This window comes from Pseudomonas sp. MS15a(2019), from assembly GCF_013277805.1.
GTDB classification, from domain to species: domain Bacteria; phylum Pseudomonadota; class Gammaproteobacteria; order Pseudomonadales; family Pseudomonadaceae; genus Chryseomonas; species Chryseomonas benzopyrenica.
In genome coordinates this window covers 99,299-124,191 of record NZ_VBTN01000017.1, presented here as the reverse complement: position 1 = coordinate 124,191, position 24,893 = coordinate 99,299, and the positions used below count along the sequence as shown (strand labels likewise).

At 67.3% G+C, this 24,893-nt stretch carries 22 protein-coding genes; 12 read left to right on the top strand and 10 right to left on the bottom strand.

Annotated elements, in window-relative coordinates; translation table 11 throughout:
• Positions 1 to 17 precede the first annotated feature (17 nt).
• The 4 genes from hutG to FEZ61_RS23240 all read right to left on the bottom strand — a co-directional run bounded on the left by hutG (position 18) and on the right by FEZ61_RS23240 (position 5,859).
• Complete coding sequence (gene hutG / locus FEZ61_RS23255; protein WP_173150525.1) at positions 18 to 962, bottom strand: formimidoylglutamase; 945 nt, start codon at positions 960 to 962, stop codon at positions 18 to 20.
• Positions 952 to 2,166, bottom strand: coding sequence for an imidazolonepropionase (gene hutI, locus FEZ61_RS23250; RefSeq protein WP_173150523.1), 1,215 nt, complete (start codon positions 2,164 to 2,166; stop codon positions 952 to 954). The genes hutG and hutI overlap by 11 nt, the downstream gene beginning before the upstream one ends.
• 331 nt (positions 2,167 to 2,497) lie before the next feature.
• Complete coding sequence (locus FEZ61_RS23245; RefSeq protein ID WP_173150521.1) at positions 2,498 to 3,379, bottom strand: transglutaminase family protein; 882 nt, start codon at positions 3,377 to 3,379, stop codon at positions 2,498 to 2,500.
• Positions 3,379 to 5,859 carry a circularly permuted type 2 ATP-grasp protein gene (locus tag FEZ61_RS23240; protein WP_173150519.1) on the bottom strand — a complete coding sequence of 827 codons (2,481 nt, stop codon included), beginning with the start codon at positions 5,857 to 5,859 and terminating at the stop codon, positions 3,379 to 3,381. The genes FEZ61_RS23245 and FEZ61_RS23240 overlap by 1 nt, the downstream gene beginning before the upstream one ends.
• A gap of 311 nt (positions 5,860 to 6,170) precedes the next feature.
• On the opposite strand from FEZ61_RS23240, the gene FEZ61_RS23235 reads away from it, so the two are divergent.
• The gene (locus FEZ61_RS23235; protein ID WP_173150517.1) at positions 6,171 to 7,370 is read left to right on the top strand and encodes a putative zinc-binding peptidase; all 1,200 of its coding nucleotides are present in this window, start codon (positions 6,171 to 6,173) and stop codon (positions 7,368 to 7,370) included.
• A 12-nt stretch (positions 7,371 to 7,382) separates the two neighbouring features.
• Here FEZ61_RS23235 and FEZ61_RS23230 read toward each other — a convergent pair whose 3' ends face one another.
• On the bottom strand, positions 7,383 to 7,751 hold the full coding sequence (locus tag FEZ61_RS23230; RefSeq protein ID WP_064306739.1) for a diacylglycerol kinase: 369 nt from the start codon (positions 7,749 to 7,751) through the stop codon (positions 7,383 to 7,385).
• Between the two features lie 107 nt (positions 7,752 to 7,858).
• Complete coding sequence (erdR, locus tag FEZ61_RS23225) at positions 7,859 to 8,509, bottom strand: response regulator transcription factor ErdR (RefSeq protein WP_017639013.1); 651 nt, start codon at positions 8,507 to 8,509, stop codon at positions 7,859 to 7,861.
• A gap of 171 nt (positions 8,510 to 8,680) precedes the next feature.
• Here erdR and FEZ61_RS23220 point away from each other — a divergent pair, with 171 nt between their 5' ends.
• Entirely contained in the window at positions 8,681 to 9,577 is an 897-nt protein-coding gene (locus FEZ61_RS23220) for a DMT family transporter (protein ID WP_173150515.1), read from the top strand.
• Here FEZ61_RS23220 and FEZ61_RS23215 read toward each other — a convergent pair.
• Entirely contained in the window at positions 9,570 to 10,307 is a 738-nt protein-coding gene (locus FEZ61_RS23215) for a tRNA-uridine aminocarboxypropyltransferase (protein WP_173150513.1), read from the bottom strand. The genes FEZ61_RS23220 and FEZ61_RS23215 overlap by 8 nt on opposite strands.
• 141 nt (positions 10,308 to 10,448) lie before the next feature.
• Here FEZ61_RS23215 and FEZ61_RS23210 point away from each other — a divergent pair, with 141 nt between their 5' ends.
• Together FEZ61_RS23210 and FEZ61_RS23205 are read left to right on the top strand one after the other, a co-directional pair.
• Complete coding sequence (locus FEZ61_RS23210; protein ID WP_017639016.1) at positions 10,449 to 10,856, top strand: quorum-sensing-regulated virulence factor family protein; 408 nt, start codon at positions 10,449 to 10,451, stop codon at positions 10,854 to 10,856.
• 15 nt (positions 10,857 to 10,871) lie between these two features.
• Positions 10,872 to 11,951, top strand: a complete 1,080-nt coding sequence (locus FEZ61_RS23205; RefSeq protein ID WP_017639017.1) for a TIGR00730 family Rossman fold protein — start codon at positions 10,872 to 10,874, stop codon at positions 11,949 to 11,951.
• A 554-nt stretch (positions 11,952 to 12,505) separates the two neighbouring features.
• Here FEZ61_RS23205 and recX read toward each other — a convergent pair.
• The 3 genes from recX to FEZ61_RS23190 all read right to left on the bottom strand — a co-directional run bounded on the left by recX (position 12,506) and on the right by FEZ61_RS23190 (position 14,653).
• Entirely contained in the window at positions 12,506 to 12,958 is a 453-nt protein-coding gene (recX, locus tag FEZ61_RS23200) for a recombination regulator RecX (RefSeq protein ID WP_082900344.1), read from the bottom strand.
• Between the two features lie 64 nt (positions 12,959 to 13,022).
• Positions 13,023 to 14,066, bottom strand: a complete 1,044-nt coding sequence (gene recA / locus FEZ61_RS23195) for a recombinase RecA (RefSeq protein ID WP_173150511.1) — start codon at positions 14,064 to 14,066, stop codon at positions 13,023 to 13,025.
• An 86-nt stretch (positions 14,067 to 14,152) separates the two neighbouring features.
• The gene (locus tag FEZ61_RS23190; protein WP_173150509.1) at positions 14,153 to 14,653 is read right to left on the bottom strand and encodes a CinA family protein; all 501 of its coding nucleotides are present in this window, start codon (positions 14,651 to 14,653) and stop codon (positions 14,153 to 14,155) included.
• Between the two features lie 165 nt (positions 14,654 to 14,818).
• On the opposite strand from FEZ61_RS23190, the gene FEZ61_RS23185 reads away from it, so the two are divergent.
• The 8 genes from FEZ61_RS23185 to mutS all read left to right on the top strand — a co-directional run bounded on the left by FEZ61_RS23185 (position 14,819) and on the right by mutS (position 24,892).
• A complete protein-coding gene (locus FEZ61_RS23185) occupies positions 14,819 to 15,856 on the top strand; it encodes a LacI family DNA-binding transcriptional regulator (protein ID WP_017639021.1) in 1,038 nt (345 codons plus the stop codon).
• A gap of 57 nt (positions 15,857 to 15,913) precedes the next feature.
• On the top strand, positions 15,914 to 16,696 hold the full coding sequence (locus FEZ61_RS23180; protein WP_173150507.1) for a TIM barrel protein: 783 nt from the start codon (positions 15,914 to 15,916) through the stop codon (positions 16,694 to 16,696).
• Positions 16,689 to 17,618, top strand: a complete 930-nt coding sequence (locus FEZ61_RS23175) for a sugar kinase (RefSeq protein WP_173150505.1) — start codon at positions 16,689 to 16,691, stop codon at positions 17,616 to 17,618. Before FEZ61_RS23180 ends, FEZ61_RS23175 begins: the two co-directional genes overlap by 8 nt.
• 37 nt (positions 17,619 to 17,655) lie before the next feature.
• Positions 17,656 to 18,939, top strand: coding sequence for an MFS transporter (locus FEZ61_RS23170; RefSeq protein WP_064306745.1), 1,284 nt, complete (start codon positions 17,656 to 17,658; stop codon positions 18,937 to 18,939).
• A gap of 14 nt (positions 18,940 to 18,953) precedes the next feature.
• Complete coding sequence (locus FEZ61_RS23165; protein WP_173150503.1) at positions 18,954 to 19,937, top strand: NAD(P)-dependent oxidoreductase; 984 nt, start codon at positions 18,954 to 18,956, stop codon at positions 19,935 to 19,937.
• Between the two features lie 53 nt (positions 19,938 to 19,990).
• Positions 19,991 to 20,197 (top strand): hypothetical protein, encoded by a 207-nt coding sequence (locus FEZ61_RS23160; RefSeq protein ID WP_007159388.1) that lies wholly within the window; start codon positions 19,991 to 19,993, stop codon positions 20,195 to 20,197.
• Between the two features lie 76 nt (positions 20,198 to 20,273).
• Positions 20,274 to 22,223, top strand: a complete 1,950-nt coding sequence (locus tag FEZ61_RS23155) for an ATP-binding protein (protein WP_173150501.1) — start codon at positions 20,274 to 20,276, stop codon at positions 22,221 to 22,223.
• Positions 22,224 to 22,315: 92 nt separating this feature from the next.
• Positions 22,316 to 24,892 carry a DNA mismatch repair protein MutS gene (gene mutS, locus FEZ61_RS23150; RefSeq protein WP_173150499.1) on the top strand — a complete coding sequence of 859 codons (2,577 nt, stop codon included), beginning with the start codon at positions 22,316 to 22,318 and terminating at the stop codon, positions 24,890 to 24,892.
• Position 24,893 lies beyond the last annotated feature (1 nt).

Genomic DNA, 24,893 nt, shown 5'->3' with positions numbered 1-24,893 from the left:
GTTGTTCGCGGCAGGCCTTAAAGGTCCAGTGCCAGGGTATGGATCAGCCGCGCCGCGACCCGGGCCGTGCGGCCGTCCTGGTCGAGTGCGGGATTGAGTTCGGCCACGTCGGCCAGGCGCAACTTGCCGCTGGCCTTGAGCCGGCGGATTAGGGGTTCCAGCAAGGCGAGGCTCACGCCATGAGCGGCAGGTGCGCTGACCCCGGGCGCCTCGCCCGCCGGCAGCACATCCAGGTCGAAGGTCAGATAGAGGGCATCGCAGTCGGCGGCGAAGGCGTCCAGCTCGGCGCCGATGCGCTCCAGGCTGCTCTCGCGAATCTCGTGGTCTTCGCGGGTCAGCACGTCCAGCTCGGCGGCACGCCTGAGCAGGGTGCGGGTATTGGCCGCCAGGCTCAGGCCCAGGCAGGCATAGCGAAAGGGCCAGTCGTGGTGGGCGCAGTGAGCGGCGATCTGGGCGAAGGGTGTACCGGAGGTGGGGCCCCGCGTCGGATCGCGCAGGTCCAGGTGGGCATCAAAATTGACGATGCCGATGCGTGGCTTGGGCAGCGTCTTGGCCAGGTGCAGCGCCAGGCCCGACCAGCTGGCCCAGGCGACCTCGTGGCCGCCGCCCAGCACCAGCGGCAGATGACCACCGTCCAGCAGACCGCACACGGCCCCGGCCAAGCGCGTCTGAGCGCTTTCCAGATCACCATCGGCGCAACGAACATCACCGGCGTCATAGGCTGGGCCCTGACGCTGCCAAGCCACGTTGGCCAGGGCCCGCCGCAAGGCGACGGGCCCCTCGGCAGCGCCGGTGCGACCCTGATTGCGCCTTACCCCCTCGTCGCAGGCAAAACCCAGCAGCGCGATACCCGGCGTGCTGTCCGCAGCCAGCGGCTCGATGCGCTGGTGCCAGCGCAAGGCATCGGCTTCCGGATCGATACGGCCGGTCCAGCACTCCAGGGTCTGGCGATCAGCGAACATGCTGCACCTCCCCGCCGAAGACGCGCTGACGCAGGCGGCCCGGACGCACCTCATAGGCCAGCTCCGCTGGCTGACCGACGTCCCACAGGCAGAGATCCGCCGGGGCGCCCACCTGAATACGTCCAAGTTCCGGACGCCCCAGGGCCTGGGCAGCATGGGCGGTCATGCCGGTCAGGGCCTCGCGGGGGGTCAGGCGAAACAGGGTGCAGCCCAGGTGCGCGATCAGGGTCGGCAGATAGAGCGGCGAGGTGCCCGGATTGACGTCACTGGCCAAGGCCATGGGCACCCCGTACCGACGGAGCAATTCCACCGGCGGATGCTGGGTTTCGCCCAGCATCAGGAAGGCACCGGGCAGGAGCACGGCGACAGTACCGGCGGCAGCCATGGCGCGCACGCCGGCTCCGTCGAGGTACTCCACATGATCCGTGGACAAGGCGCCCAGCCGCGCGGCCAAGACGCTGCCACCCAGGTTGGACAGCTGCTCGGCATGAGCCTTGATCGGCAGACCGTGCTCGCGCGCCGCCAGGAATACCCGCTCACACTGGGCCGGCGAAAAGGCGATGCCCTCGCAGAAGACGTCCACCGCATCGGCCAGGCCCTCGGCCACCGCGGCCGGAATCATCTCCCGACAGACCAGATCGACGTAGCCCTCGGCATCGCCCTGGAATTCCGGCGGTACGGCATGGGCGCCCAGCAGCGTGGTGATCACCCGGACCGGCAGCGCCTCGCCCAGCTGGCGGGCGACCCGCAATAGCTTGAGTTCGTCGGCCACCGTCAGGCCATAGCCGGACTTGATCTCCACGGTGGTGACGCCCTCGTCGGCCAGGGCCTGCAGGCGCGGCAGGCTCAGGGCGAAGAGGTCCGCCTCGCTGGCTGCCCGGGTGGCCCTTACGGTGCCGAGGATGCCGCCACCGGCGCGGGCGATTTCCGCGTAGCTGGCGCCCTCCAACCGCTGCTCGAATTCTCCGGCACGCTGACCGGCATAGACCAGATGGGTATGGCAATCCACCAGGCCCGGCGTCATCACTCCACCCACTTCCGTCCGCTCGACCCCTGGGGCCAGCTCGGTACGAAACTCGGACTCCGGCCAGACACCGGCAATCTGGTCGTTCTTGACCCAGACCGCCATGGGCTTGGGCAGGGTCTGCAGGCCATCGAACAGGGTGACGTGGCGCCACAGGCGGGAAGTGAAGGCGGAGGACATAGGGATCCCTCTTGTTAATGTATATACATTTAACCAGGAGGGAGACGACTGTCAAGCGCTTAAAATGGCCGTGATCCTATTCCAGACGCATTGTAAAGGCCTGAAACAGGTGTTATCGGTAATGATCCAAATCCAGTCATCCCTGCTGTATATACAATAAGTGTGCAGCGCGCTAAAAAAGTCTTTCCAGATCAAGACGCTAGGCAGCTGGGCCCATGAGACCCGACAGCATCAAGGTTTGTCTGGAGTAGGCGACGCCGCTTCACGCCTTCCGTCATGGCCGGGGATAGCCCGGCGACTTCGCGATCGGCCTGGCGTCTGCCACCCAGACCTACAGCGGCGTCACCGTCACCTCGACCACCGGATCGTGGTCGCCGCCGCCAAGGATCACTCCGCGCAGCGGCGAGACGTCGGTGAAGTCGCGGCCCCAGGCCAGGGTGATGTGTTCCAGGTCCGGCAGGACGTCGTTGGTGGGATCGAAGTCGACCCAGCCCTGCAGCGGGCAATGCACGCTGATCCAAGCATGGGAGGCGTCGGCGCCGATCAGCCGCGGCTTGCCGGGTGGCGGACGGGTCAGCAGATAGCCGCTGACATAGCGCGCCACCAGCCCCAGGGCGCGCAGGCAGGCCAGCATCAGGTGGGCGAAGTCCTGGCAGACGCCATGGCGGTGCTCCAGCACCTCGCGCAGCGGCGTCGCCACCTGGGTGGCGGTGGCGTCGAAGCGGAATTCGCGGTGGATCTTTTCCATCAGCGCCCGACAGCCCAGCAGCAGCGGCCGACCCGGTGGAAAACAGTCCTCGGCGAAGCGAGCGAAGATGCCGTCCAGGGGCACCGCCGGCGATTCGAAGCGGAAGTGGTGGACGTCCAGGGGGACCCGGGCGGCGGGATAGCGCAGACTGTCGCGCACCTCTTCCCAGGGGGGCGAATCCGCCAGCCTGAGCCCGGCGCGGGAGTCCACCTCCACCTCCAGCTCGGTGCCGACATAGAGTTCGTCGTGGGGGCGCTCGAAGGACAGCCGCGTCAGCGGATTGCCAAAGGCGTCCCAAGCGTCCTGGCGCTGGGTCGGTTGCGGCAGGATCGCCAGTTGCCGGGACAGGCAACGCTGCCAGGCGCAGTCGCGCGGCAGCAGGTGCAGCAACTGCTGGGAGAGCGACACCGGCGCCTCGTAGCGATAGTGGGTGTCGTGCTGGATGCGATAGCGGATCTGGTTCATCACATGGACACCGTGCGCTGACTGACGGCATCGACATGGGCGAAGCAGCGATAGATGACCCGCTCGGACAGCTGGCTGCTGGCCTCGGCGATCTGTCGCAGCAGGCGCGCCAGGCCCTGCTGCACCTCGATCCGGCCGGCGTCGCCGAACAGGGTGTTCTCCAGGGTCGCGAGGTCGAAGCGGCGCAGCCGGTCGTAGGCATCGTGCAACGCCGGATCGCGGGGCAGGCCGTAATAGCGTTCCAGGTGCTCCACGGCGTTGATCAGCGCATGCAGCTGGAAGCGGATCGAATAGGGGTTGTGCTCGTGCAGCATCAGCAGGTCCAGCACCGGGATCAGCTGGGGCGCCGCCTGGTAGCGGGAGCGATAGGTGATGATGCTGTTGCCCAGCTCCAGCAACCATTCCAGGCCCGCCGCGTCCCAGGTGGCGCCCCCTTCGAGAAAGTGCGCCAGGCTGCCGGCAAGGAATTGCACCCGTTCGATGCGCCGGCCGATCATCAGAAAGCGCCAGCTCTCGTCGTGGGTCATGTCGTCGAAGGTGAAGCCGGCCACCGCCGCTAGCGCCATCACCAGGCGGTTGAGACTCTGCAACGCTTCGCCCGGCTCGCTGCCCACCTGGCCCAGGCCATGGGCCTCGCGCTCCACCTCGCGGATGGCGCGCCAGTTCTCCGGCGACAGCCGTCCGCGGACTTGGGCCGCGGCCCAATGCAGGCGCTGCAGGTTGGCGCCCAGGCCGCTGGGAAAGTCACCCGGCCCCAGGGCCGCGCGCAGTTGCTCCGCCAGCCGGTCACCCGCTGGCAGCAACTCCAGGGCCGTGGCCAGATCGATGGCCGACTGCACCGCCGGCCCGCCGTCGTCGGCGTCCAGGTAGCGACTCAGGACGATCCGTAGAAGGCGCGCGGCATCCTCGCAACGTTCGCTGTAGCGACCGTACCAGAACAGGTTTTCGGCGGTGCGCGAGGGCAGGAAGGGGTCCTTGCGCACCAGGTCGCGCACCCCCAGCACCCGCGCCCCGGGCACTTCGGCGGCAGCGCGACTGCCACCCAGTACCCAGGTGTCCTTGCTCGACCCGCCGCGCTGCATGGACACCACCGCGGCGCCCTCATGGGCGACCCGGGTCAGGCCGCCGGGCATCACCCAGTAGCCGTCTTCGCTGGCCACCGCATAGACGCGCATGCCGATGGCCCGCGACTGCAGGCTACCGCCCTGCCAGACCGGCGCCTGGGACAGCTGGATACGCTCCTGGGCGACATAGGCATGGGGCGTGGCCAGGATGCGCGCGCGCAATTCGGCCAGTCCCTCGGTATCCAGCGCCTTGCCGAACACCGGCTCGAAGCCCTGGGCCGGATAGGCCGGCTTGATCACCAGCTCCGCCAGGCGTGCCAGGGCCGCTTCCCGTACCGGCGTCTCGCCGCACCACCAGGTGGCCACGGAGGGCAGCGCCAGGGTCTCGCCGAGCAGGGCCTGGCAGACGCCGGGCAGGAAGCCCAGCAAGCCGGGCGACTCCAGCAGCCCGCTGCCCAGGGCATTGGCCATGATGACGTTGCCCTGGCGTACCGCTTCCAACAGACCGGGCACGCCCAGCGCCGAATCGGTGCGCAGCTCCAGCGGATCGCAGAAGTCGTCGTCCAGCCGGCGGAAGACCGCATGGACCCGTCTCAGCCCGCTCAGGGTCTTGAGATAGAGGCAGGCATCGCGCACCGTGAGGTCCTGGCCTTCCACCAGCGGAAAGCCCAGTTGGCGGGCCTGGTAGAGGTGCTCGAAGTAGGTCTCGTTGTAACGCCCCGGCGTCAGCAGCACTGCCAGCGGCGCCTCCTCGCCGATGTCCAGCCCGGTGCTCAGGGTGCGCTGCAGGGCCTGGAAATAGCCGTTGAGCGGCTGGACCTGCAGGTCGCGGTGCAGGTCGGGAAAGGCCCGCGCCACGATGTGGCGGTTCTCCAGCGCATAGCCGGCGCCGGACGGCGCCTGGGTGCGATCGGCCAGCACCCACCAGCGGCCATCGGGCGCGCGGGCCAGATCCACCGCATAGACGTGCAGCCAGGTATCGCCCGGCGGACGCAACCCCTGGCAGGCCCAGAGGAAGTTGTTGTGGCCGAACACCAGCTCCGGCGGCAGCAGCCGCTCGTGCAACAGGCGCTGCTCGCCATAGAGATCGCCCAGCACCCGGTTCAGCAGGCGCGCCCGCTGCGCCACGCCGGCGGCCAGGGGCGCCCACTCCTCCGCCGAGATCAGCTGGGGCAAGAGGTCCAGCGCCCAGGGCCGGTCGCTGCCCTTGGGATCGGCGTAGACGTTGTAGGTCACGCCGTTTTCCTGGATCTGCCGCGCGATCAGGGCCTGGCGCTGGTCGAGCTGGGCGGGTCGCAGCCCGGCCAGGTGCCCGTAGAAGCGCCGCCAGGGCGGCCGCACGCCGCCCCGCGGACTCCAGAGTTCGTGGTAGCTGCCGGTCATGTCGCTGGCATTGCGGGAAGCGTTCGGGGGCATGGTCAAGGGACGGCTGACAGGGTACGGAAGCGGATTCGGACGGCGCGCAGCGGCGGGGGCGCCGGAGCGCCCGCGCCCGTCTCGATGGTCACTAGGGTAGTGGTGTGGCTCGGGATGCGCCACCGCAAACGCGGGCCACCGCGGCCAGCGAAGCGTCAGCGGGTGCCGGGACCGATCCTAGAGCCCTCGCCAGTCGTCCCAGGCGACGAACAACCCGGAACTCCAGGGTCTGGCCGCTCTACTAATTCGCTAGCAAGACGCCAGCGCTCCGCCGGCGTCCGACGCGGCCGCTCTCGCCAGGTATCAGTCCCATGCGCAATTTTCTCGGAAGCTACAGTTCCAATCGTCAGCAACGCAACGCCCTGCGCGCCCTGCCCGTCCAGCGCAAGGTCGCCAACTGCACCTGCGGCCAGGCCATCTTCTTTCCCAACAGCGAATGCCTGGCCTGTGGCAACGCCCTGGGCTACGCCCCGGACCAGGGCACGCCGACGGCGCTGCTGCCGGGCGAAGGCGGTCTCTGGCAGTTGCCCGAGGCCAGCAGCGGCCTCTATCGCCGCTGCGCCAACCTGGACACGCCCGCCGCCTGCAACTGGCTGGTGCCGGCCGATTCCGGCAACGAATTCTGCGTGGCTTGCCAGCTCAACCACACCATTCCGGATCTGTCCTTCGAGGGCAACGGCGAGCGCTGGCGCAAGCTGGAGCTGGCCAAGCGGCAACTGGTCGCCCAGTTGCTGGGCCTGGGGCTGCAGGTAATCCCCCAGACCGTGGATGCCGAGCACGGACTCGCCTTCGACTTTCTCGCCCCCGACGCCACCGGCACCCCCACCACCGGGCATGCCAATGGCCTCATCACCCTGAACATACTCGAAGCGGACGACGCCCACCGGGAAAAGGTCCGTGCCGACATGCACGAACCCTATCGCACCCTGCTCGGCCATTTCCGCCATGAAGTGGGTCACTACTACTTCGATCGTCTGGTCGCCGGCACCGCCTGGGAGGAGCCCTTCCGTGCCCTGTTCGGCGACGAGCGCGCCGACTATGGCGAGGCCCTCCAGCGCCACTACGAGCAGGGCGCGCCGGCTGGCTGGGAAAGCCAGTACGTCAGCGCCTACGCCACCATGCACCCCTGGGAAGACTGGGCGGAGACCTGGGCGCACTACCTGCACATGATGGACACCCTGGCCACCACCGCCAGCCTAGGCATGAACGCCGGCAGCCTGCAGCTGGACTTCCAGCCCTTCACTCGCGAGGCGCTCTACGAGGCCGAGGACCGCAGCGATGACGAATTCCTCGGCTTCGCCAATGCCTGGATCGAACTGGCAGCCATGCTCAACGAACTGTCCCGCAGCATGGGCCAGCCGGACTTCTATCCCTTCGCCCTGCCCGCGCCGGTGATCGCCAAGCTGCACTTCATCCACAAGGTCATCCACTCGGCCCAGCCCAGCGTGCTGGAACAGGGTCTGGCCGCGGACGACACCACGGCGGGTGCCACCCTGGGCGCTACCCTCTGATCGGGGTCCTGCTCAACCGAGCAGGACGATGCCCCAGACCGCGGCGATGATGAACATGGCCACGAACTGCGCAGCGCTGCCCAGATCCTTGGCGTTCTTCGACAGTTCGTGCCAGTCCAGGGAAATGCGGTCCACCACTGCCTCGATGGCGGCGTTGAACAGCTCGACCACTAGCGACAGCAGGCAGACCGCCACCAGCAGTGCCCGTTCGCCGCGACTCACCTCCAACCAGAACGCCAGCGGTACCAGCACCACATTGAGCATCACCAGCGAACGAAAGGCCGCTTCCTGGCGAAAGGCCGTGCGCAGCCCGGCCAGGGAATAGCCCGTGGCGTTGATGACCCGGCGCAAGCCGGTCTTGCCTTTGTAGGGAGAGATCACCGAAAAGCTCCATCCAGCAGGGGCGAACCGCCGATCCGGGTGGACGGCAGCTGCCAGAAAGTGAAAGTCGACGGTCGCGCCCGGTTCGGGCGCCGAGAGCGCCTGAGTCAGCTGGAGGTGCTCTCCAGCTGTTGCAGCAGCAGGGCCGCCTGGGTGCGGGTGCGGACGCCGAGCTTGCGGAAGATGGCCGTGGCATGGGCCTTGACCGTGGCTTCGGAGACATTGAGCTCGAAGGCGATCTGCTTGTTGAGCAGCCCTTCGCAGAGCATGGTCAGCACCCGGAACTGCTGCGGGGTGAGACTGGCGAGCCCGGCGCTGGCGGCCTTGGCTTCCTCGCTCAGGGCGGCGGCACCTTCCACCTGCGGCGGCCACCAGGTATCACCGTCCAGTACCTGGCTGACCGCCTGCTGCAGGGTACTCAGATCGCTGGACTTGGGAATGAAGCCACTGGCGCCGAATTCCCGGGCGCGTTGCACCACCGCCGGTTCTTCCTGGGCCGAGATCATCACCACCGGCACCTGGGGATACTGGCCACGCAGGAGGACCAAGCCGGAAAAGCCATAGGCCCCGGGCATGTTGAGGTCGAGCAGGACCAGATCCCAGTCGGTGCGCTCGGCCAGGCAGGCCTGGAGCTCGGCGATGTCGGCCACCTCGGTGAGCCGTGCCTGGGCGCCCAGGCCGAGGGTCAGGGCCTGCTGCAGGGCGCTGCGAAACAGCGGATGATCGTCGGCGATCAGTATCTGGTAGGCAGCCGCCATGGTGTAGCTTTCCTTGTTTTCGTGAGCGCCCGCATCGACCAGGTACCTGGCGCCCGGGCTGCGTGCAAGCATGCCCAACGGCGCGGACGGGAGCAAGGCCGGGCGGACCGCGGACGGTAGGCAAGACCCGGCGGTTTGCGGCACAGTTGCCGTTTTGCCCAAGAGACGCCCATGCCCAGCGCCGCCCTGCGTGCCGATCTGCTCATGCTGCTCACCGCCCTCATCTGGGGCAGCGCCTTCATCGCCCAGACCGGCGGCATGGAGCACATCGGCCCCTTTCTCTATACCGGCCTGAGATTCGCCCTGGGTGCCCTCACCCTTCTTCCGCTGCTGCTGTACCTGCGCCGCCATGGCCGCCAGCGGCGCCTGACCCGCGACACCTTCAAGGGCGGCCTGTTGATGGGCCTGGTGCTGACCCTGGGGATCAATCTGCAGCAGGTCGGCCTGCTGTTCACCAGCGTGACCAACTCCGGCTTCATCACCGGTCTCTATGTCATCGTGGTGCCGCTGCTGGGACTGCTGCTCGGCCAGCGCAGCCATCTGGGCACCTGGATCGGCGCCAGTCTGGCGGTGGTGGGCATGGGGTTGCTGAGCATCGGCGACAACTTCCAAGTGGCGTCCGGCGATCTGCTGCAACTGGCCGGCGCCCTGGCCTGGGGGGTCCATGTGCTGCTGGTGGGACACTATTCCAGTCGTCACGACGCCACGGTGCTATCGATCCTGCAGTTCGGGGTCTGCGCGATCCTCAGCCTGGCGTTGGCGTTGGCCTTCGAGCCGATCCAGTCGACCGGGATCGTCCTCGCCCTACCCGAGTTGCTCTATGGCGGCGTGATCGCTGCCGGCATCGGCTACACCCTGCAGGTGTTCGCCCAGCGCGGCGCCATCGCCTCTCACGCGGCGGTGATCTTTTCCCTGGAGGCGGTATTCGCCGCCTTCTTCGGCGCCTGGCTGCTGGGCGAGGCCCTCAGCGGTCGTGGCTACCTCGGCTGCGTGCTGATGTTCGCCGGCATGCTGGCCGCCCAGCTCTGGCCGCGCCAGGCGCCGGTGGAGATCAAGCCGGTCAACTAGCGCGTAGGGCCTTCAGTTGCCTACTGGCTGGGCTGTCCGCCGCCAGCGGCAGATGATGCTTGGCATCCAGGTAGCGCTCGCTGAACACGTCCAGATAGGCCTCCAGCAGCCGCCCGGCCGGCGCCTCGCCAGCCAGTTCCAGGCACAGGGCGGCGACCTCGGCGGTGCAGAGGTGCTCGCCGCGGGTGGAGCGCCGCAGGCGGTAGCGCGACAGAGCAGTGGGCTGGAAACTCAACACCGGCAGGCGGTCCAGGTAGGGACTCTTGCGAAACATCTTGCGCGCTTCGGTCCAGGTGGCATCCAGCAAGACGAACAGCGGTCGCTGGCCGGGTGCCAGCGGCAGGGTCTCGACCACCCGCTCGGGGGCCGCGTATTCGCCAGGAAACACCAGCAGCGGTTGCCATTCTGGCTGCGCCAGCAGCTCCGGCAGCCCCTGGTCCACCGTCGTGCGACTCCAGCCGAAGGCGTGGGTATCGGCCACCACGTCGGCGATCAGCCAACCGGTGTTGCTCGGTTTGAGCGGCTCGACATCGTGCATCAGCAGGCACATGCCGGCGTGGGTCTGGCGCAGGGGGCGCAGGTCGCAGAGGCAATGACTGGGGGCCAGGCGGCAATTCGGGCAGCGCGCCATGCGCGAGCCCCGGGCGATGAAGGGCTTGATGCTGCGCGCCAGGCGCTCCTGGCGCAGACGGGCCACGGCATGCAGAGGGGTATCGCTGATCGGGGTCATGCCGGGCTCGCGGGTAAAAGCGCAGTTTACCAGAGCGATCGGGATGCCCGCGGCGGCCAGGCAGGTTACCCTGCGTAGACGCCTTGCGAACCCCCGCCCGCGACCACGGTCGAAACGGGCTCCTCTACGCTGGAGAACACGATGCCTCGTTTTGCTTTGCTCGCCCTGACCCTCGCCCTGCCCTTCACCGTCCAGGCGGCCGAGTCGCTCAAGGACCACGAGCTCAACCAGATGCTGCGCAAGGTCGCCACCGAGAGCAGCCAGGGCACGCCACGCGCCATCAACGAGGACATCCTCGACCGCGGCTACACCGTGCAGGGCAAGCAGCTGGTCAACAACCTCAGCGTGCGCCCGGCGCATGCCGCGCGCATGCGCGAAAATCCGGCCACGGTGCGGGTGCAGCTCGCCGAGAGCGTCTGCCAGAACAACGGCTATCGCCAGTTGCTGGCCCGTGGCGCCACCCTGGTCTATGACTTCACCGAATACCAGACCAACAAGCCGGTCATGGTCGAGCGCTTCCAGGCTGCCGACTGCGGCCTGGGCAAGTAAGCGGAGGGTCGCGGCATGACCGAGGACAACGACGACAGCTACCTGGCCCGCCACGTGGAGCCCAGCGCCGCCGATCTCGGTCAGCGCATCGACGAATTGCTGGAGCACGCCCTGCCGGGCGGCAGCCCCAATCTGGGCCTCTATCGCGAGATGCTGGTGACGGTGGTGCGCATGGCGCAGACCAATCCGGCGCGCTGGGACGCCAAGATCATGCTGCAGACCCTCAAGGAGCTGGAGCAGGCCTTCCGCACCCTGGAGCGCTTTCGCCGGCGGCGCAAGGTCACGGTATTCGGCTCGGCGCGGACCCGCATCGACCACGGTCTCTACACCCTCGCCCGCGAACTGGGCAGCGCCCTGGCCCGCCGCGACATGATGGTCATCACCGGCGGCGGCGCCGGCATCATGGGCGCCGCCCACGAGGGCGCCGGGCCCGAGGCCAGCCTGGGCTTCAACATCACCCTGCCCTTCGAACAGCGCGCCAATCCCACCATCGAAGGCACGGATCACCTGCTGTCCTTCCACTTCTTCTACGTGCGCAAGCTGTTCTTCCTCAAGGAGGCGGACGCCCTGGTGCTCTGCCCCGGCGGCTTCGGCACCCTGGACGAGACCTTCGAGGTGCTCACCCTGATCCAGACCGGCAAGAGCCCGCTGGTACCGCTGGTGTTGCTGGATACCCCCGACGGCCACTTCTGGGACGATACCCTGGCCTATCTAGAGCGCAATCTGCTGGACGAAGGCTACATCCTGCCCGCCGATCTCAAGCTGGTCCGGCTGGTACGCTCACCGGAGGCCGCCGCGGCCGAGATCGAGCGCTTCTATGGCAACTACCACTCCACCCGCCGACGCGACGGCCTGCTCCATATCCGTCTCAAGCACGCCGTGACCCCGGCCTGCCTGGAGCAATTGGGCAGGGATTTCGGCGACCTTTGCCGCACCCCGGGCTTCACCCAGCTGGCCCCGGGCGAAGGCCAGGCCGACGAAGCGGAATTCGCCCACCTGACGCGCCTCACCTTCGACTTCCATGGCCGCCACTACGGCCGCCTGCGCGAACTGGTGGACGAACTCAATCGCCCGGAGCATTGGTTATCCACGTAGGTTGGCGCTGAGCACAGCGAAGCCCAACGCATCCAGACCCTGGAATCCCTGTTGGGCTTCGACGATGGAGCCGTCTCAACCCAACCTACCCAACTGCCCCGTAGGTTGGCGCTGAGCGCAGCGAAGCCCAACGCATCCAGACCTCGGAGTCTCTGTTGGGCTTCGACGATGGAGCCGTCTCAACCCAACCTACAGCAGCCCCTCGTAGGTTGGGTTGAGCGCAGCGAAGCCCAACGATCTCTGGTACCGGACCCGATGTTGGACTTCGACGATGGAGCCGTCTCAACCCAACCTACCCAACTGCCCCGTAGGTTGGCGCTGAGCATAGCGAAGCTCAATGCATCCAGACCATTACGGCAATGTTGGGCTTCGACGATAAAGCCGTCTCAACCCAACCTACCTAACTGCCCCGTAGGTTGGCGCTGAGCATAGCGAAGCCCAACAGACCCTGGAGCCCCTGTTGGGCTTCGACAATGGAGCCGTCTCAACCCAACCTACGTCAGTTGTCCCGTAGGTTGGCGCTGAGCACAGCGAAGGCCAACAGAACAGGCTGCCTACCGCCGACTCAACACCCGGTTGATCCCATCCATGGCATAGCCCCGATAGGCCAGGAAGCGACCCTGCTTGGCGCGTTCCTTGGCATCAGCTGGGGGCGTACCGAATTTCCTGCGCCAGACATCTTCGAGGTGCGCCTGCCAGTCCACGTCCGCTTCACGCAGTGCGGCTTCCACCTGATCCCGCTGCAAGCCGCGCTGACCCAGTTCTTCGCGAATGCGCATGGGCCCGTAACCGGAACGGGCACGGCTGGCGATGTAGCTTTCCAGATAGCGACTCTCGTCGAGCAGGCCATCTTCGGCCAGGCGATCCAGCACCGGACCGAGCAGGCTTTCCTCAGCCCCGCGCCGCCGCAGTTTGCGCGATAGCTCCTCGCGACCATGTTCGCGACGGGCCAGCAGATCCATGGCGGCGAAACGAATGGCAGCGGTGGTATCCAGTGGATTGCCCAAGGGTGATCCTCCTTATGCAAAAACCCCCGCACGAGGCGGGGGTTGTGTCAAACGTGGCACCCGATCACAGATCGATGTCAGCGTCTTCTTCGGCGGCCACTTCGGCCTTCTGATTGGTCGGCTGACTCAGCAGCTTCTCGCGAATCGCCTTGTCGACGGCACCCTTGATCTCGGGATTGTCTTCCAGGAACTTAGCGGCATTGCCCTTACCCTGGCCGATCTTGCTGCCCTGGTAGCTGTACCAGGCACCCGACTTCTCGATCAGACCCAGCTGCACGCCCAGATCGATGATCTCGCCATTCAGGTAGATACCCTTGCCATAGAGAATCTGGAACTCGGCCTGGCGGAACGGCGGTGCCACCTTGTTCTTGACCACCTTGACGCGGGTTTCGCTGCCGATCACCTCGTCGCCTTCCTTCACCGCGCCGATGCGACGGATGTCCAGACGGACCGAAGAGTAGAACTTCAGGGCGTTACCGCCGGTGGTGGTCTCGGGGTTGCCGAACATCACGCCGATCTTCATGCGGATCTGGTTGATGAAGATGACCAGGCAGTTGGCGTTCTTGATGTTGCCGGTGATCTTGCGCAGCGCCTGGGACATCAGACGCGCCTGCAGACCCACGTGCATGTCACCCATCTCGCCTTCGATCTCGGCCTTGGGCACCAGGGCCGCTACCGAGTCGACGATGATGACGTCGACCGCGTTGGAGCGCACCAGCATGTCGGTGATTTCCAGGGCCTGTTCGCCGGTATCCGGCTGGGACACCAGCAGGTCGTCGACATTGACGCCCAGCTTGCCGGCGTAGTCCGGATCCAGCGCGTGCTCGGCGTCGACGAAGGCGCAGGTGGCGCCCTGCTTCTGGGCCTGGGCGATGACCGACAGGGTCAGGGTGGTCTTACCCGAGGACTCGGGACCGTAGATTTCGACGATCCGGCCCTTGGGCAGGCCACCGATGCCAAGGGCGATGTCCAGGCCCAGGGAGCCGGTGGAAATCGCTGGAATGGCCTGGCGATCATGATCGCCCATGCGCATCACGGTGCCCTTGCCGAATTGCTTTTCGATCTGTCCCAAGGCCGCGGCCAGGGCACGCTTTTTGTTGTCGTCCATTAGATTCCTCTCGGAGAAAGAAGGGCCAGACGGCCGTGGATACCTGTATAAGTGAACAGTATTAAACCATATTCACCCCCTGGTTGCTACACCTGAGGGCCGTTTTCCTCGACCAAAAAGGCCAATAAAACCTCCAGCGCGCGGACCTGGGTCTGCTGGCGAACGGCGGCGCGATCACCGGCAAAGACCTGCCGTTCGGTGCGCAATTTTTCGCCGTCGCGCCAGGCCAGCCAGACGGTACCGACCGGCTTGCCCGGCACCCCGCCGCCCGGCCCGGCGATACCGCTCACTGCGACCGCGAAGCGGGCCCCGGCGCGCCGTTGCGCACCTAGCGCCATGGCCGTCACCACCTCTTCGCTGACCGCCCCGACCTGTTCGAACAAGACCTCGGGCACGTCCAGCTGCAGGGTCTTCTGGCGGTTGGAATAGGTGACGAAGCCGGCCTCGAACCAGGCCGAGCTGCCGGCGACGCGAGTGATCGCCTCGGCGATGCCGCCACCGGTGCAGGATTCGGCAGTGGTGACCTGGGCGCCGGCCGCCTGCAGGGCTTCACCCAGTTGCCGGGCGAGACTGTCGAGGGAGTCCATCGAGACCTTCCTGTGAAAAAGAGAACATAAAAGGTGACCGCGGCAAGCGACCGCCTGCGGCGACCACTGGTCGGCCTGCACCTTAGACCGGCTTGCCGGCCCGCGTGAGAAAAGATTTACTGAAACCGGTTTCAGGCACCTACAAAATCCTAACAGCGGTACGCCATGAACGATGTCTTCATCCCCGGTCCGCGCGCCACCCGTGCGACCATCGCCGAAGTGGCCGCCGTCGCCGGCGTGTCCAAGGCCAGCGTGTCCCGCTATATCAGCGGCGATCGTCGCCTGCTGTCAGACGCCCTCGCCACGCGCATCGAGCAGGCCGTGGTCGCCCTCGATTTCCAGCCCAACCAGATGGCCCGTGGCCTCAAGCGTGGACGCAGTCGCCTGATCGGCATGCTGGTGGCCGACCTGCTCAATCCCTACTCCACCGCCGTGATGCACGGCGTGGAAACCGCCTGCCGCCAGCAGGGCTATTCGCTGCTGATCTGCAACACCGATCAGGACGCCCGCCAGGAGCGCCAGCAACTGGCCGCGCTGCAGTCCTACAGCATCGAAGGCCTTATCGTGAACACCTTCGGCCAGCATGCCGCCGACCTGCAGCACCTGGGCAGCCGTCTGCCACTGGTGCTGCTGGACCGCGAGTTGCCGGGCGTCGAGGCCGATCTGGTCGGCCTCGACAACCACCAAGCTATCGAGCTGGGGGTAGCGCACCTGCGCGAGCAGGGCTATCGCGACCTGCTGCTGGTGAGCGAGCCCCTGGACGGGACCAGCTCGCGCCTCCAGCGCCTGGGCGCCTTCGACGCGGCCCTGGCCGAGCACGCTGACTGTCGTGGCGGACACTGTGGCGAGGCCGACAACGCCCTGGCGCTGCAAGCCGCCCTGGCCGCCTTCCTCGCCAGCCCCGGCCCCGGCTCCAAGGCCCTGCTCACCGCCAATGGCGTAGCGACCCTGGCGACGACCCTGGCCCTGCAGGCCCTGGGTGAACCCCTGTTCGAGCGCCTTGGCCTGCTGGCTCTGGATGATCTGGATTGGTTTCCCCTGGTTGGTGGTGGCATCAGCGCCCTGGCCCAGCCTACCCATGCCCTGGGCGTAGCCGCCTTCGAGCGCCTGCAGCGACGCATCGACGGTGACCGCAGCGCGCCATTCCAGCAGACCTTCGGCGCGGAGCTGCGCGTCCGCCAGTCGACTCGCGCCAGGGCCTGAGGGCACCTTTCGCATTTTTATCCGTCATTTGTTGAAACCGGTTTCAGGAGAACAACAATGCCACCGGAGATCGCCATCACCACCTCGGCCTTTGGCGCCGACGGGGTCCGTGCCCAGGGTCAGGCCGCCTGGCTCGATCTGATCGCCGCCGCGGGAGCCTCCCATGTGGAGATCCGCGCCGAACTCTTTACCGAGGCTCCCGACTTCGCGGCCCTGGGCGCCGCCATCCGGGCCGCCGGCCTGGGCTGCGTCTATTCCGTACCCCTGGAGCTCTGGCCCGAAACCGACGCCGCGCTCTCGCCGCGCCTGCCCGAAGCCCTCGCCGAGGCCCGACTGCTGGGCGCCGACACGCTCAAGGTGTCCCTCGGGCACTATCGCGCCGCAGCCGAGCTGGCGGCGCTCGCCCCCCTGCTGACCGACGCCGGCCCTCAGCTGCTGGTGGAAAACGACCAGACCGCCCAGGGTGGCCGGATCGAACCGCTGCGCGCCTTCATCCAGGCGGCGCGGGCAGCGCAGCTGCCGGTGGGACTGACCTTCGATGTCGGCAACTGGCGCTGGCAGGACGAAGACCCGCTGCAGGCCGCCCGCCTGCTCGGCCCGGACGTCCGTTACCTGCATTGCAAGGCGGTACGCCGGCGTGCCGGTGGCCTGCATGCCGTGCCGCCGGAAGCCGCGGACCTGCTGGCCTGGCAGGGGCTGATGACGCACTTCCTCAGCGGCCTGCGACGGGCCATCGAATTTCCCCTGATGGGTGCGGATCTGCTGGCCGAGACCCGTCGCCAGGTGGCGGCGTTGCACACCCTGGATACCCAGGTCCAGGAGGCGCGCCGGCATGGCTGACATCGACATCCTCGCCTTTGGCGAAACCATGACCATGTTCGTCGCCGAGACACCGGGCGAGCTGGCCACGGTCGGCCAGTTCGGCAAGCGCATCGCCGGTGCCGACAACAACGTGGCCATCGGCCTGAGTCGCCTGGGCTTCAAGGTCGCCTGGCTGTCGCGGGTCGGCGATGACTCCTTTGGCCGCTTCGTGCGCACCAGCCTCGAAGCCGAGGGGCTGGACTGCCGCCGCCTCACCGTCGATCCGCGGCACCCCACCGGCTTCCAGCTCAAGTCTCGCGCCGCCGATGGCAGCGATCCGGTGGTGGAGTACTTCCGCCGCGGTTCGGCGGCCAGCCACCTCAACATCGAGGAGGATTTCGACCCGAGTCTGCTGCAGGCGCGTCACCTGCATGCCACCGGTATCCCGCCGGCACTGTCGTCCAGCGCCCGCGCCTTCAGCCGCCACCTGCTGCAGGCCATGCGCGACGCCGGTCGCAGCATCTCCTTCGATCCCAATCTGCGGCCTTCGCTGTGGGACAGCGAAGAGCAGATGCGCCGCGAGCTCAACGACCTCGCCGCCCTCGCCGACTGGGTGCTGCCCGGCCTGGCCGAGGGCCGGCTGCTGACCGGCTACGACACCCCGGCGGACATCGCCGCCTTCTACCTCGACCGCGGCGCCAAGGCCGTGGCCATCAAGCTCGGTCCCGAAGGTGGCTACTGGCGCACCCCTGAGGCCGAGGGTGAGGTCCCCGGCGTGTCCGTGGCCGAGGTGGTAGACACCGTCGGCGCCGGCGATGGCTTCGCCACCGGCTTCGTCAGCGCCCTGCTCGACGGCCTCGATGTCGCCGCCGCCGTCGCCCGCGGCAACTGGATCGGCGCCCGCGCCGTGCAGGTGGTCGGCGACATGGAAGGACTGCCCTACCGACACGAACTGCCCTGATCTACACCTTTACAAGAACAATCAAGCAGGTGACCCCATGAACGCCTCTTCTCTCGCTCCACGCCGCTGGTGGTATCTGATGCCAGTGGTCTTCATCACCTACAGCCTGGCCTACCTCGACCGGGCCAACTATGGCTTCGCCGCCGCCTCGGGCATGGCCGACGACCTGGGCATCACCCCGGCGATGTCCTCGCTGCTCGGTGCGCTGTTCTTTCTCGGCTACTTCTTCTTCCAGGTACCCGGCGCCATCTATGCCGAGAAGCGCAGCGTCAAGCGGCTGATCTTCTGGAGCCTGATCGCCTGGGGCGGCCTGGCCACCCTGACCGGCATGGTGCCCAACGTCACCTTGCTCATCGCCATCCGCTTCCTGCTCGGCGTCGTCGAAGCGGCGGTGATGCCGGCGATGCTGGTCTATCTCTGCCACTGGTTCACCAAGCGTGAGCGCTCGCGGGCCAATACCTTCCTGATCCTCGGCAACCCGGTGACCATTCTCTGGATGTCGGTGGTCTCGGGCTATCTGATCCATGCCCTGGACTGGCGCTGGATGTTCATCATCGAAGGCCTGCCGGCGGTGATCTGGGCCTTCATCTGGTGGCGCCTGGCCGCCGAGCGGCCCAAGGATGCCACCTGGCTCGCCGCCGAGGAAAAGACCCGCCTGGAGGAGGCGCTGAAGGCCGAACAACAGGGCATGAAGCCGGTTAAGAACTACGCCGAAGCCTTCCGTTCGCCCAAGGTCATCCTGCTGTCGCTGCAATATTTCTGCTGGAGCATCGGCGTCTATGGCTTCGTCCTTTGGTTGCCGTCGATCCTGCGCCAGGGCGCCCAACTGGACATCGTCCAGGCCGGCTGGCTGTCCTCCCTGCCCTACCTGGCCGCCGTGCTGGCCATGCTCGGCGTGTCCTGGGCCTCGGACCGCATGCAGAATCGCAAACTGTTCGTCTGGCCGCCGCTGCTGATCGCCGCGCTGGCCTTCCTCGGCTCCTTCGCCCTCGGCCCTCACCACTTCTGGTGGTCCTACGCGCTGCTGGTGGTGGCGGGGGCCTGCATGTACGCCCCCTATGGCCCCTTCTTCGCCATCGTCCCGGAGATCCTGCCCGTCAACGTCGCCGGTGGCGCCATGGCGCTGATCAACAGCATGGGCGCCCTGGGCTCCTTTGCCGGCTCCTACCTGGTGGGCTATCTCAACGGCGTGACCGGCGGTCCCGGCGCGTCCTTCGGCTTCATGGGCGGCGCCCTGCTGGTGGCCGTGGTCCTGACCCTGCTCCTGCGCCAGGAACCGGTCGCTCGCGCCGCGGCGCTCAAGCCCGCCACCAGTCACTAGAGGAAGACTCGTCCATGAAAAAGAAGGTGATCCACTACAAGGCCCTGTCGCCGGTGCTGACCGCGCGACTGCGCGAGGCCTTCGACCTGGAGTACATCGACGTCAAGGCCCCGGGCGGCGAAGCCCGGTTGCGCGAACGCCTGCCCGAGGCCCAGGGCCTGCTCGGCTCCAGCTTCAAGCTGACGCCCGAACTACTGGATTTGGCGCCCCGGCTGGAAGCCATCGCCAGCGTCTCGGTGGGCTTCGACAGCTACGACCTGCCCTATCTGCAGCGGCGCGGCATCCTGCTCTGCAACACCCCGGATGTGCTCACCGAAAGCGTCGCCGATGCCGCCTTCGCCCTGCTGCTCGCCACCGCGCGGCGCATCGTCGAGCTGGCCGACTGGGTCCGCGCCGGCCAGTGGCAGGCCAGTCTGGGCGAGGACCATTTCGGCTGCGACGTCCATGGCAAGACCCTAGGTCTGGTGGGCATGGGCCGCATCGGCCAGGCCATCGCCCGTCGCGCCCACCTGGGCTTCGGCATGCAGGTCAACTACACTGCCCACGCCGCCAAGCCGGAGGTGGACGAGCGCTTTGGCGCACGCTTCCTGGCGCTGCCCGAGTTGCTGGCGAGCTGTGACTTCCTCTGCGTCACCGTGCCCCTGAGCGACGAGACCCACCACCTGCTGGGCGTTGCCGAACTGGCGCGGTTGCCGGCCCATGCCATCCTGATCAATGTCTCGCGCGGCCCGGTGATCGATGAAGCCGCGCTGATCGCCGCCCTGCAGCAAGGCCGCCTGCGTGGCGCCGGGCTGGACGTCTTCGATCGCGAACCCGTGGCGCCGGACTCACCCCTGCTGCGGCTGCCCAACGTGGTACCGACGCCACACCTGGGCTCGGCGACCCAGGAGACGCGCGAGGCCATGGCCCGCTGCGCGGTGGACAACCTGCTGGCCGCCCTGGACGGTCGCCGGCCGCCGAATCTGGTCAACCCGGAGGTCTGGCAGCACCGCGAGTGAGCCTTGGCGCTCATTTGTGGTCAGACCATTATCAGCCCAACGGAGAACACCCCATGACCGCCTTCGACGATCCCCAAGCCTTCGTCAACCGCGTGCGCGAGCAGGCCGCCGATGCCGAGCGCAGCGGCGACATCCCCCGCCTGCTGCAACTGGTCAACGAACTGGCCACCGCCTTCGAGCGCCAGGCCCGCAGCACGGCGGCGGACAACGCCGAGGTGGCGCGCGCCGTCGAGGAGTTCGAGCGGCACGAGGGCACCTGAACCGCCGGTCCGCCCGCCTTTCGGTCGTGCGCCCTTTCGGTACCGTGACGGACCAGCGTCCCGAGGTCTAGCTCTAGTGCCCATCGCCACCCACACCCTGCTCAGCCGGCTACTCAAGCTGGTCCCGCGGGACGCTCCCGCCCCCTGGCGCTATCTGGGCGCGGCCCTGCTGATCGGCATCGCGGCCGGGATCCGGTTGAGTCTGGGCATCGACAGCCTGCCCTATCTGCTGTTCATCCCCTTCATCATGGCCGCGGCCTTCTGGTTCGGCCTGGGTCCCGGCCTCTGTGCCATCCTGCTGTCGGTGCTGCTGGCCGAGACCCTGTTCGTCAAGGCGCCGGCCTATTTCGCGCTGTTTTCCGAACGCTGGGTGTCCCATGCCCTATTCGTGCTGGTCAATATCATCATGGCGACGGTCTGCGCGGCCCAGCGCCGCAGCCTGGAGTCCCTCTATCGCTTCGCCGGCAATCTCGGCGAACAGGTCACCCTGCGCACCCGTCAGCGCGACCTGATCTGGCAGGCCAGCCCCGACCTGCTCTGTACGGCGACCCTGGAAGGCCAGCTGCTGGACCTCAATCCGGCCTGGACCAGCACCCTGGGCTGGAGCATCGAGCAGCTGCACCACGAGCCCTTCATGGCCTTTGTCCACGTCGAGGATCGCGCCCGCACCGAGGCGGCACTGGAACGTCTCACGCGCGGTGAGCCGGTGTTCGGCTTCGAGAATCGCTATCGGCATCGCACGGGCGGCTATCGCTGGCTGTCATGGAACGCGGTGCTGCAGGACGGCCTCATCTATGCCGCGGTGCGTGAAGTCACCGCCATCCGCGAGCAACAGGAAGCCCTGCGCCAGACCGAGGAACAGCTGCGCCAGAGCCAGAAGATGGAAGCCGTGGGCCAGTTGACCGGGGGCATCGCCCATGACTTCAACAATCTGCTGACCGGCGTGATCGGCAGCCTCGACATGCTCAGTCTGCGCCTGGCGCAGGGTCGCTTCACCGACCTCGAACGCTATGCCACGGGTGCCAAGGGCGCCGCCGAACGCGCCGCGGCCCTCACCCACCGCCTGCTGGCCTTTTCCCGTCGCCAGGCGCTGGATCCCTCGGCCACTCAGACCAACGCCCTGGTGCAGGGCATGGAAGAGCTCATCCGCCGCTCGGTAGGCCCCCAGGTCGAGATCCATATCGAACTGGCCGAGGCGCTCGACCTCACACTGTGCGATCCCCACCAGCTGGAAAACGCCCTGCTCAATCTGTGCATCAACGCCCGGGATGCCATGCCCGAGGGAGGGATGCTGCGCATCGTCACCGCCAATCGCCGTCTCAACGACGCCCAGGCCACCGCGCTGGAATTGCCGGCTGGCGACTACGTGACCCTGGCGGTGCTCGACACCGGTTCCGGAATGCCGCCCGAGGTCCTGGCGCGCGCTTTCGATCCCTTCTTCACCACCAAGCCGGTGGGCATGGGCACTGGCCTGGGCCTGTCGATGATCTATGGCTTCGCCAGGCAGTCCGGTGGGGTTGCCCATATCGCCTCGGCTCCGGGACGAGGCACTACCGTGACGCTCTATCTGCCACGCCTGGTGGAAGTCCCACCGCCGTCGTTCGAGACGATGCGTACCTCGCCGTTACGCTATCCCGCTGGCATGACGGTTCTGGTGGTGGACGACGAACCCCTGGTGCGGACGCTGGTGGACGAGGCCCTGCGCGAACACCGCATCCGCACCCTGGAGGCGACCGATGCCGCCACCGCGTTGCAGGTGCTCGAATCGGATACGCCGCTGGATCTGCTGATCGCCGACGTCGGCCTGCCGGGCGGGTTGAGCGGCTGCCAGCTCGCCGCCCTGGCCCGGGAGCGTCGCCCGGGTCTGATGACCCTGCTGATCACCGGCTACGCCGAGGCGGAGCTACCCGGCGAACCCCTGCCCGCCCCTGGCGTCGAGGTGCTGGCCAAGCCCTTCACCCTGGAAAGGCTCATGACCCAGATTGATCTGCTGCTGGCCGCCCGCGAGCAAAAGCCGCAGGCCTGATGCCGCTCCCTTGAGCCGAGTGGGGCCGACAAACGCCACGAGTTGGTGGACAATACCCGGCTATTCAACGGCAACCGGATCGAAACACCCGCATGAGCGATCTCTCCGCGCACACGCCCATGATGCAGCAGTACCTCAAGATCAAGCATCAACATCCCGAGCAGCTGCTGTTCTATCGCATGGGCGATTTCTACGAGCTGTTCTATGACGACGCCCGGCGTGCCGCCAAGTTGCTCGACATCACCCTGACCGCGCGCGGCGCCTCGGCCGGCAAGTCCATCCCCATGGCCGGCATTCCCTTCCACTCCGCCGAAGGCTACCTGGCCAAGCTGGTCAAGCTCGGCGAATCCGTGGTGATCTGCGAGCAGATCGGCGACCCGGCCACCAGCAAGGGCCCGGTGGAACGCCAGGTGGTACGCATCATCACCCCCGGCACCGTCAGCGACGAGGCGCTGCTCGACGAGCGCCGCGACAACCTGCTGACCGCCGTGCTGGGCGACGAGCGCCTGTTCGGCCTGGCCGTGCTGGACATCGCCAGCGGCCGCTTCACCGTGCAGGAACTGGCCGGCTGGGAAACCCTGCTGGCGGAGCTGGACCGCCTCAATCCCGCGGAACTGCTGATCCCCGACGACTGGCCCGTCGGCCTGCCCGCCGAGAAGCGCCGCGGTGTGCGTCGTCGGGCGCCCTGGGATTTCGACTGCGATTCGGCGCTCAAGAGCCTCTGCCAGCAATTCGGCACCGGCGACCTCAAGGGCTTCGGCTGCGACAAGCTGGGCCTGGCCCTCGGCGCCGCCGGCTGCCTGCTGGCCTATGCCAAGGAAACCCAACGCACCGCCCTGCCCCATCTGCGCAGCCTCAGGCACGAGCGTCTGGACGACACCGTCATCCTCGACGGCGCCAGTCGCCGCAACCTGGAATTGGACGTCAACCTGGCCGGTGGTCGCGACAACACCCTGCAATCGGTGGTGGACCGCTGCCAGACCGCCATGGGCAGTCGCCTGCTGACCCGCTGGCTGAATCGCCCACTGCGCAATCGCGCGGTGATCGAGGCGCGTCAGGACGCCATCACCTGCCTGCTGGAAGGCTATCGCTTCGAGACGCTGCAGCCGCAGCTCAAGGACATCGGCGACCTGGAGCGCATCCTCGCCCGTATCGGCCTGCGCAACGCCCGCCCGCGTGACCTCGCCCGCCTGAGAGACGCCCTGGCCGCGTTGCCGGCGCTGCAGGACGGGCTGACGCAGATGATCGCCCCGCACCTGCTCGATCTGGCCAAGAGCATCCAGACCTATCCAGAACTGGCCGCGACCCTGGCCCGCGCCATCATCGACAACCCGCCGGCGGTGATCCGCGACGGCGGCGTCATCAAGCGCGGCTACGACAGCGAGCTGGACGAGCTGCAGACCCTGAGCGAGAACGCCGGCCAGTTCCTCATGGACCTGGAGGCCCGGGAAAAGGCCCGTACCGGCCTGCAGGGGCTCAAGGTCGGCTACAACCGCGTCCACGGCTACTTCATCGAGATCCCCAGCCGCCAGGCCGAATCGGCACCGGCCGACTACATCCGCCGCCAGACCCTCAAGGGCGCCGAGCGCTTCATCACCCCGGAACTCAAGGCCTTCGAAGACAAGGCCCTGTCGGCCCAGAGTCGCGCCCTGGCGCGGGAAAAGGCCCTCTACGAGGCGCTACTGGACGAACTCATCGGCCACCTGGCGCCGCTGCAGGATAGCGCCGCGGCCCTGGCCGAGCTGGACGTCCTGGCCAACTTCGCCGAGCGCGCCCTCAACCTGGACCTGAACAAGCCGCGCTTTGTCGCGGAGCCCTGCCTGAAGATCGGCCAGGGGCGCCACCCGGTGGTGGAGCAGGTGCTGGAAACGCCCTTCGTCGCCAACGACGTCACCCTCGACAACGACACCCGCATGCTGGTGATCACCGGTCCGAACATGGGCGGCAAGTCCACCTACATGCGCCAGACCGCGCTGATCGTGCTGCTGGCCCATGTCGGCAGCTTCGTCCCGGCGGCCAGTTGTGAGCTGTCGCTGGTGGACCGCATCTTCACCCGCATCGGCTCCAGCGACGACCTGGCCGGCGGCCGCTCCACCTTCATGGTGGAGATGAGCGAGACCGCCAACATCCTGCACAACGCCAGCGAACACAGCCTGGTGCTGATGGACGAGGTGGGTCGCGGTACCAGCACCTTCGACGGCCTGTCCCTGGCCTGGGCCGCCGCCGAGCAACTGGCGCGGCTGCGCGCCTGGACGCTGTTCGCCACCCACTACTTCGAGCTGACCGTGTTGCCGGAAGGCCAGCCGAGCGTGGCCAACGTCCACCTCAACGCCACCGAGCACAACGACCGCATCGTCTTCCTGCACCATGTGTTGCCCGGCCCCGCTAGCCAGAGCTATGGCCTGGCCGTGGCGCAACTGGCCGGGGTACCGGAAGACGTCATCCTGCGCGCGCGGGAGCATCTCGCCCGCTTGGAAGCGGCCAGTTTCAACGGTGAGGTGGGTGCCCCCCTGCCGGTAAGCGCGCCGGCCAAGGGTCGTCCGTTGCAAGCCGATCTGTTCGCCAGCGCCACCCATCCTCTCATCGAGGAACTGGAACGCCTGCAGCCGGACGACATCACACCCAGACGGGCCCTGGAGCTTATCTACGAATGGAAAAAGCGTATCTGAG